Origin of the sequence: Stenotrophomonas sp. 2YAF22 (assembly GCF_052114665.1) — a bacterium.
GTDB classification, from domain to species: domain Bacteria; phylum Pseudomonadota; class Gammaproteobacteria; order Xanthomonadales; family Xanthomonadaceae; genus Stenotrophomonas; species Stenotrophomonas indicatrix.
This window is the reverse complement of sequence record NZ_JBFRFE010000118.1, coordinates 1-8,568: the sequence shown is the minus strand read 5'-3', so window position 1 is coordinate 8,568 and position 8,568 is coordinate 1. Positions and strand designations below refer to the sequence as shown.

The following is an 8,568-nucleotide window of genomic DNA, read 5'->3' as shown; positions in this document are numbered from 1 at the left end:
CTCTGTTGTCTCCCCGTTGGAGCCCTTTCCACCATGCGTTTTTCCCGTGTGCTGTTGTTGCTGTCAGGCCTGCTGCTGACCGTCCCCGCATCCGCGGCCGATGTGCCGTTGCGCGCAGGCGAACACCTGGGCCGGGAGCTTGCTGGCGAGCAGCTGCCGCTGTGGCCGGCGGGGCAGGTCCCCGGTGAAACGGGCACGGCGCGGCCGGCGCGCGTGGTCGAGCGCAGCGATGATCCGGCCCACCCCGATCGCTTCATCGACCAGGTCGATGCGCCCTACCTGCTGGTGCACACGCCCGCCCGTGCCAACGGCCGCGCGCTGCTGGTGATTCCCGGTGGCGGCTACCAGCGCGTGGTGATCGACAAGGAGGACAGCGCGCTGGTGCCGGAGTGGGTGGACCGTGCCGGCTACACCCTGTTCGTGCTGCGCTACCGCCTGCCGCAGGCCGGCCGCGACCGCCAGGCGGCACTGGCCGACGCGCAGCGCGCACTGCGCGTGGTGCGCGACCAGGCCGCACGGCGCAGGCTGGATGCCGACAGCGTGTCGGTGATGGGCTTCTCCGCCGGCGGCCATGTGGCCGCACGGCTGGCCACCGGTTTCGATGCGCCGGTCTACCCGCCACGCGATGCCATCGATCGCCTCAGCGCGCGTCCCGCACGCGCGGTGCTGGTGTATCCCGTGATCGACATGGGCGCGCATGCACACAGCGGCTCACGCGGACGCCTGCTGGGCGAGCAGCCCGATGCGGCGTTGGCCGCGCAGTATTCGATGCAGCAGCACGTGCGCGCGGACATGCCGCCGACGCTGCTGATCCATGCCAACGACGATCGGGTGGTCAACGTGCACAACAGCGAGGTGATGGCGCAGGCACTGGCCAAGGCGGGTGTCGAACACGAACTGCACCTGTTCGCCCATGGCGGCCATGGCTTCGGCATGCGCATGCCGCCTGATTCAACGCTGGCCGTGTGGCCGCTGCTGGCACAACGCTGGCTGCAGGCGACGGAGGCGGCACATTGAACCAGGCGGATGCCAACCTGCAGCGCCGTCGTTTCCTGCGCGACAGTGCACGCTGGGCGCTGGCCACGGCCACCCTCGCAGCGCTTCCTGCCGCCGCGGTGCCTGGGCCACGTGATGACACACAGGTGGTGGCACGCCTGCGTGGCGGCCGCGTGCGTGGCCAGCGCGAGCACGGCGTGCACGTGTTCCGCGGTCTGCGTTATGGCGCTGACACCTCCGCCTACCGTTTCCAGCCGCCACGGCGCGAGACGGGCTGGCGTGGTATCGCCGACGCCCTGGAATATGCCGCATCCGCGCCACAGACCGGGGCGGACGGGCCGGGCAGCGAAGATTGCCTGTTCCTCAACGTCTGGACGCCGGCACTGGGCGACGGCGGCAAGCGGCCGATCCTGGTCTACATCCATGGCGGTGGCTTCAACAACGGCTCTGGCAGCGATCCGCTGTACGACGGCAGCGCGCTGTGCCGACGCGGCGACGTGGTGGTGGTCACCGTCAATCATCGCCTGAACACCTTCGGCTACCTGTACCTGGGCGCGCTCGGCGATCCGCGCTATGCGGCCTCCGGCAACGTCGGCCAGCTCGACCTGGTGCAGGCGCTGCAGTGGGTGCGCGAGCATGCGGCGGTGATCGGCGGCGACGCCGGCAACATCACCGTGTTCGGGCAATCCGGTGGCGGCGCCAAGATCGCCACACTGATGGCGATGCCCGCAGCGAAAGGCCTGTTCCAGCGCGCGTGGACGATGAGCGGGCAGCAGGTGACCGCCGCCGGTCCACGTGCGGCGGCGCAACGGGCTTCGATTGCGATGGAAGCCGTGGACGCGCGCGACCTGCAGGCGTTGCTGCGACTGCCGGCGACCGAGCTGCTGGCCGCCACCCGCGCACGTGATCCTTCGCGGGTGGAAAGCAGCGCGCTGTACTTCGGCCCGGTACTGGATGAGGTGGTGCTGCCGGTGCACCCGTTCTGGCCACAGGCACCGGCGCAGTCCGCGTCGATTCCGATGGTGATCGGCAACACCCGCGATGAGACGCGCGCGTTCCTTGGCAACGACCCGGCCAACTTCAGGCTGACCTGGGAGGATCTGCCGGCGCAGCTGGAGAAGCAGCAGTTCGTCGATCTGCTGCCCTCGGTGGTGATCGCAGAGTATCGACGCCTGTATCCGCACTACACGCCCTCAGAGGTGTTCTTCGCGGCCACCACCGCCGGCCGCTCGTGGCGTGGTGCGGTGGAGGAACTGGAAGCACGCGCTCGGCAGGCAACCGGGGCCGCACCCACCTGGGCCTACCAGCTCGATTGGCCATCACCGGTGGAAGAGGGACGCCTGCGCGCGTTCCACACGCTGGATATTCCGCTGGTGTTCGACAACGCCGGTCTGCCCGGTGCACGCACTGGCGGTGGTGAAGACGCCAAGGCACTGGCGGCGACGATGAGCGATGCCCTGATTGCATTTGCGCGCTCCGGTGATCCGAATCACGCAGGAATGTCGCAATGGGCCCCGTATTCATTGCCATACCGGCAGACGATGCTGTTCGATAGTCACAGCCGCATGGTTGACGATCCACGCGCGGGAGAGCGCGCGCTCTATGCAAAAGTGCCGTTCGTGCAGCGCGGCACGCAGTGATGACACCGCGGTGCAAACATTCTGTTAACCCGCCTCGGCTAGAGTCGGTTCATGGAAGCGATGTTCACGCCACCGCCGTTCACCGGCCGCGAGCGCTTGATTGCAGGGATTGATGCCGCCGTCTGCCTGGTCGATCCGCAGGCGATCACCGGTGCGCTGCAACGGGTGCTGCGTGAAGCCATCGTCGATCCGCTGATCGAGCTGCCGCCCTGCGTACGTCGCCCCGTGGATGGTCATTACGCGCGCCGTGAACTGTACCGAAGCGCCACGCTGGGCTACAGCGTGATCGCGATGTGCTGGGGCCCGGGGCAGGGCACGCCACTGCACGACCACGATGCGATGTGGTGCGTGGAAGGCGTCTGGCAGGGCGAGCTGATCGTGACCCCGTACGCGCTGCTGGAACAGCGTGGCGAGCGTCACCGCTTCGCTGCGCAGGACACGCTGTACGGGCACCGTGGCAGCGCCGGCAGCCTGATTCCGCCGCACGAGTACCACACGCTGCGCAACGCCAGCGACGAGGACGTGGCAGTGTCCGTGCACGTCTACCAGGGCGTGATGGAGCGCAGCGCGGTGTTCGATCCGCTGGATGACGGCTGGTACCAGCGCCGGGTGAAGGTGATGGAGACCGACGTAGCGACCCCCATTGGATTTTCATAGCTTCGCAGACTTTCATCTATGCGACCAAGCTAAGGATTGACTTCCGTCTGCCGATAACGGTGTGCAGAAGAAACCCTTGTCATTGGAGCGGAAATGGACGTTGCACGATGCACCTTGAACGATCAGCAATTCACTTCTCAACAGTTCGAACAATTGCCTCCTGCTGAGTTGGAGCTAAAGCGGAGGAATCTTGTCTGCACTGGCTGCGGAAATCAGGCATTCTTCCGGAAAGCGTCTAGAAGAGGTGTGGCCGCATGCTTTGGTGCAAGACCTCATGGCCCCCAATGTCCATTGGGTGCAGAGGATTTCGCTCGCCATGACGGTGGAATAGGAGCGGATGAAGAGATTCGCCAGAATGATGGCGTTCTCGTAATTGACCTGGCCTTTGGCGCTGCACCTGGCGACGTCCACGTCGACCAAGTGCCCGAACTAGATGGACGTCCTCGTGGTGGTCGAGCCATTCAAGGTGACGGGCATTACAGAGCACAGTCTCATCGTAGACTTCGTACCCTTCTCCGGCACCTCCGACATTCACCGGGCTTCAGGTACTCGCTGCAACAGCTGGAGATCGCCGGTGGTAATCCCACGTCTGTACGCGACTTCTTCGTGGAGTTCCAGGAAATCAGTGAGCGAGACATGGGGCGCCTCGGCGGCTACTGGGGGATGATCACCGACGCTCGCCTTGGAGCTCAAGCGCTTTGGTTGAACTCTGGGGGACGCGGTGACATTAGCATCTGCTTACCAGATGAGATTGTTGATTCCTTCTTCGAACGTTTCAACATCGAGGATTCTGAAGATCTCGCAGGTGCATATGTCCTAGCAATCGGTCAGCCTCGGACTTCTCAGAACGGAAAGAAGTACATGACGCTCGACGACATTGCTTTCATCACTGTCGATTTGGCTTGACACTCAGATCGACAGAAAAGCAATCGATCAACTCCAGCCCCTATGAGCTTCCCTTGAAACTTCATTGGATGGATGCCGACGTATTGTCGGTGTCCGTGTTGTGAGAGGAGCACCTCCAAGCGTCACCGCGGCACATCCACCACATTGTTGAGCCGCGTGACTTCCTCACCGCCGTCGGCCAGCGCAACACGCACGCGCAGGCCGCCGCGTTCCCCTGCCGGCAACGGCAACGACACCACCGCCGTCTTCGGCAGCAGGTCGGTCGGTGCTGCGATCGCTGGCACTTCGGTGCGTGCGATCTCGCGGCCCCGCGCATCTTCCAGTATCGCCACGCCCACACCGCTGGCCACATGCCCAAGGCCGTGCACGGTCACGTGTACCTGGCGCCCGTCCACCCGCACATCGCCACGGCCCACTCCCAGGTCCGGACGCATTTCCACCGGCGTGCCCGCAGACACACGCTCGAATTCGAAGACTTCGGTGCGACCGGGCTGGAACTGCATCGGTACCGACGCACTCGTCTCCAGCTGCACCGTGCGCTGGCGCGGCGTACCGTCGATGCGGCCATCGCCATCGGCGTCCACGCCACTGCGCACGCGCCARGTCCCGCTGCCCACGTTCCAGCCGGTCATGTCGGCGGCGATGACGCGCGCACCGAGGTTGTGGCTGGTGATCGTGAAGCGCTCACGCGAGGGAGCATGCACCAGCAGTGCCACCTGTTCCGCGGCGCCCTCACGATCGAAGCGCCAGCTGACGGTGTGCCCGGGCCAGCTCTGGTTGCGCTTCAGGGCGATGCCGCCCAGCCGCGCACGCTGCAGGAACTCGCTCGGTGCTTCCACCCGGTCGGACCACCAATGGCCTTCGGTGTTCATGTACGCGCGTTGTGCCTTGGCTTGCAGGCCCTCGGCATGCAGCGCGTCGATGTACTTCCGGTCGCCGCTGGCCTGCCATGCCATCAGGCTGGCGAAACCGGTCTTTCCGGCATCTGCCTCGGCGGTCAGCAGCGGGTACCAGTCCTGCTGCCGGCCAAGTGCCTCTACATAGTTCTCGCCAAGGTTGGCCAGCGCGCCGGGGCCGCCGCGCTGCACACGATAGTCCAGTGCCTGCAGGTACTTCGCATCACCGGTCCAGCGCCATGCCGCCCAGAAGGTGTGCATCGTGTCACCGCTGCCGGAACCGTTGTTGAGTTCGCCACCACGGGTCTCACCCGTCGCCCAGTTGATCTCGTTGGGCAGGGTGAAGCGGCCCTTGTCGTCGGTGCCGGCGTGGGCCAGATAGCCATCGGCCAGGCCGATCACCAGCCGGCGCCCGGTCGGGTCGGCGTTGTACTGGCCCAGCAGGAACGCCGGGTGCAGCACCGGGAACGAGTACGGCTTCTGCCACTGCCAGTTGGGTTCACGGTAGACCTTGTTGCCACCGAACCAGTTGCTGGAGAACAGCACATGGCCCTGCGGGTTGCGCAGGATGATGCACTCGTCGAACGCCTTCACCGTTTCCATCAGCCGTTCCAGGGTCAGCGGATCGCCCCAGTTGAGGTACAGCATCGCGCTGTTGGTGTTGATGCCTTCCTCGTAGGCATGCAGCTCGTCGGTCTCGATGGTGCTCAGGCCATTGCTGAACATGCCGTTGCGGTACACCGCGTCGGACAATGCGGTCAGCGAGGCATTCAGGCGGTCCGGCTGCACGCCCATCAGGGCAAGGCCGGGCCACTGCTGGGTCAGGTCGGAATCATCGGAGATGCCACCACCGAAATCGCCGTAGGCCACCTGCCGCTGATCGATCCACCAGTCGACGAACTGCCGCACCTGCGCCAGGTCCTGCACCTGGTGGAAGGCCCACGCCGGTACGCCCTTGGGCACCTCCGGCGCGGTGTACGGCGGGCGGCCCTGGCTGTTGTAGCTGATGTAGTTCCAGTACAACCGGCCCAGCTCATGGTCCGGGTCGACCCGCAGCAGATCGCTCAGGTCCGCGTAGACGCGCGCGTACAGGCGCTGGCGCTTGGAGGTGGTGTGTTCCTCCACGAGGAAGCCCCAGTTGTCGCGCACCTGGTTGAAGCGGTCGGCCACATGCTCCTTGAGCGCATCGGCGCGTGGCTTGAACACCAGCCGCACCTGCGCACCGTCCAGTGCCTTGGCGTCGAAGCCGGGCGCAGCCGAGGCGATGCTCAACCACAGGCTGTCGGCGGTGAGGATGCGGTCGCGCAGGTCCAGCCACAGCGTGCGCTTCTGCCCCGGCTGCACCGAGACCGACACATCGATCATGTCGCGCGCCGGCCAGATCGGATCCTTGATGCGGAGGTTCAGCGGGATCAGGCCATCGTGCGTGGCCGGCAGGTCGAGCGCGGGAATATCGATGGCCACGCCATCCAGGCCGTCATGCATGTTCTCCCAGCTGTAGGCCCAACTGCGGATCAACGGCTGGTTGGCCGGCGCATCGCCCACGCCGGAGGGAATCAGCACGTGCACGATGGGCTTGGGCTGCGTTGGCAACGAATCGGCCGGGCGCCGGCGCGAGCCCGCCCCCTTGGGCAGCGCCATCACCGTGCTGCGTTCGGCCGCCGGGTAGCGGCCTTCGATGTAGCGGCGCAGTGTGTCCAGGTTGGTGTAGTCCGGCAGTGCCTGGCTGTCGATGACATAGGTCTGCTTGACCGTGCCGTCGGGCTCGGCACCTTCGCTCACGCCATACGCCCAGATCTCCTGGATCGGCGTTTCCTGTTCAACGTTGCTGAAGCGCAGCACGCCACCGGTCTGTGCCGGGATGTCGTCCACGCTGCGCACCACACCCTGCGGACGCGTGGCCAGCACCTGGGTGGCGTGCGCGGCGTCGCGGCCATGGGCCAGCGTGCCGAAGGCCGCGCCGCGGATCTCCACCCGGTTGACGGTCTCGCCGGCCGGGACGGTCAGGTCCAGATGCTGGCCGCTTTCCACATACGTGTTCCAGTCCGGCAACTGGAAGTAGTCGTTGCGGCCGGGCAGGCGCGAGCGGTTGTAGACGCCGGGCCAGGTGGTCTCGGCGATGCCGTCGGTGGCCTTCCACATCCACGCCTTGAAGTCGCGGGCATCGTCGAATTCGATCTTGCGGATGCGCGTGCTGGCTGCGGTCAATGGCGGTGGCGGCGCGCCTTCCCAGCCGAAGCGATGGCGCCAGGCACGGTCATCGGCAGCGCTGGCAACGGCGCTTTCGGCGGCCTTGCCGCGCGCGAGCGCACTGACGGCCGCAGCATCGAGCATGCGGTCATACACGCGGATGTGCTGGAAGTCGCTGCCACGCAGGAAGTTGTAGCGGCTCTGCACCTGGTAGGGCGCCATCACCCGCCCGGCCAGGCCGAGCTGGTCCAGCGCGGCATCGTAATCGCCGCTGGCCTGCACACGCGCCACCTCGCGGCCATCGACGAACAGGCGTACACCCTGGTCTTCGTCCCAGGCAAAGGCCAGGTGCAGCCACTGGTCCGCACGTGGCGGCGTGTCCATGCGGAACGACACGCGCGTGCGGGCGAGGTTGGCATCGGTGACGAACGCATCGAAACCATGCCCGTTCCAGTCGATGCGCAGCCAGGCCATGTCCCAGCTACTGTGGTCGGCATAGCCGACGCGGAAGATCACGAACGGTGCTTCGCCCACCGCGTAGCGCGCGCGCCAGTCGAAGGCGAGGGTGCCACGCTGGGCGAGGATGTTGCCGGGTGCATCCCAGGCAAGCACGCCGTCGTCCTGCCACTGGATCACCTTGCCGCGCGCTCCGTCGTCGACGATGTCGACCTTGTCGCGGAAGTTCGGTACCGCCTCACCCTGCGCCACCACGGCCTCAAGGCCTTTGCCGGCATCGACATGGAACAGCAGCGTGGGCGCATCGGCGGCGGCCATCGCGGGGCCGGCAGCCAGGGCCACCGCCAGCAACAGGCAGCGGGACAGGGTCGAGCGGTGCGGCATCAGGCGTTTCCTTTCAACGGGCGACGGCCGGCGAGGGCCGCCGGACCGTAGCAAGGCCACGCCGCGACGGCACCTTGCGGCGCAGCAGCGGTCGTGGCGAACGACGGCGTGCCGGGTGGCACGCCGTCGGCGTCGCTCAGAACTTGTAGCGCAGCCCCAGCAGGTACTGGCGGCCGGTCTCGGTGTACTGCAGCGGCAGGCGACCGGTCAGCGGCGAGTACACCCACTCGTCGGACGCTTCGTTGGTCAGGTTGATGCCTTCCAGGCTCAGTTCCAGTTGGTCGCTGATCTTGTAGCGGATGGATGCATCGAACACCGTGGTACCGGTCATGCCGTGGTAGCCATCGAGGTTGAAGCCGGTTTCCTGGCCCGGTGCCTGGGTCAGGTAGTCATCGCGGTTGGTGGCCGAGATGCGCCCGGCGAACTTCTCGCCTTCATAGAAC

Annotated in this window: 5 protein-coding genes and 1 pseudogene; 4 read left to right on the top strand and 2 right to left on the bottom strand. The window is 66.1% G+C overall.

Annotated features, from left to right (window positions below):
• The first annotated feature begins 51 nt into the window (after positions 1 to 51).
• The 4 genes from AB4Y84_RS07025 to AB4Y84_RS07010 all read left to right on the top strand — a co-directional run bounded on the left by AB4Y84_RS07025 (position 52) and on the right by AB4Y84_RS07010 (position 4,199).
• The gene (locus AB4Y84_RS07025) at positions 52 to 1,017 is read left to right on the top strand and encodes an alpha/beta hydrolase (RefSeq protein ID WP_442249923.1); all 966 of its coding nucleotides are present in this window, start codon (positions 52 to 54) and stop codon (positions 1,015 to 1,017) included.
• Positions 1,014 to 2,636: a carboxylesterase/lipase family protein gene (locus AB4Y84_RS07020; RefSeq protein ID WP_442244267.1), complete on the top strand. Its 1,623-nt coding sequence runs from the start codon at positions 1,014 to 1,016 to the stop codon at positions 2,634 to 2,636. The genes AB4Y84_RS07025 and AB4Y84_RS07020 overlap by 4 nt, the downstream gene beginning before the upstream one ends.
• A gap of 51 nt (positions 2,637 to 2,687) precedes the next feature.
• Complete coding sequence (locus tag AB4Y84_RS07015; protein ID WP_442244266.1) at positions 2,688 to 3,293, top strand: cysteine dioxygenase; 606 nt, start codon at positions 2,688 to 2,690, stop codon at positions 3,291 to 3,293.
• A 114-nt stretch (positions 3,294 to 3,407) separates the two neighbouring features.
• A complete protein-coding gene (locus AB4Y84_RS07010; protein WP_442249922.1) occupies positions 3,408 to 4,199 on the top strand; it encodes a hypothetical protein in 792 nt (263 codons plus the stop codon).
• Between the two features lie 122 nt (positions 4,200 to 4,321).
• On the opposite strand, the gene AB4Y84_RS07005 is transcribed toward AB4Y84_RS07010, so the two are convergent.
• On the bottom strand, positions 4,322 to 8,125 hold the full coding sequence (locus AB4Y84_RS07005) for a LamG-like jellyroll fold domain-containing protein (protein ID WP_442244264.1): 3,804 nt from the start codon (positions 8,123 to 8,125) through the stop codon (positions 4,322 to 4,324).
• Positions 8,126 to 8,261: 136 nt separating this feature from the next.
• Positions 8,262 to 8,568 (bottom strand): annotated as a pseudogene (locus tag AB4Y84_RS07000) (TonB-dependent receptor); the annotation flags it as partial.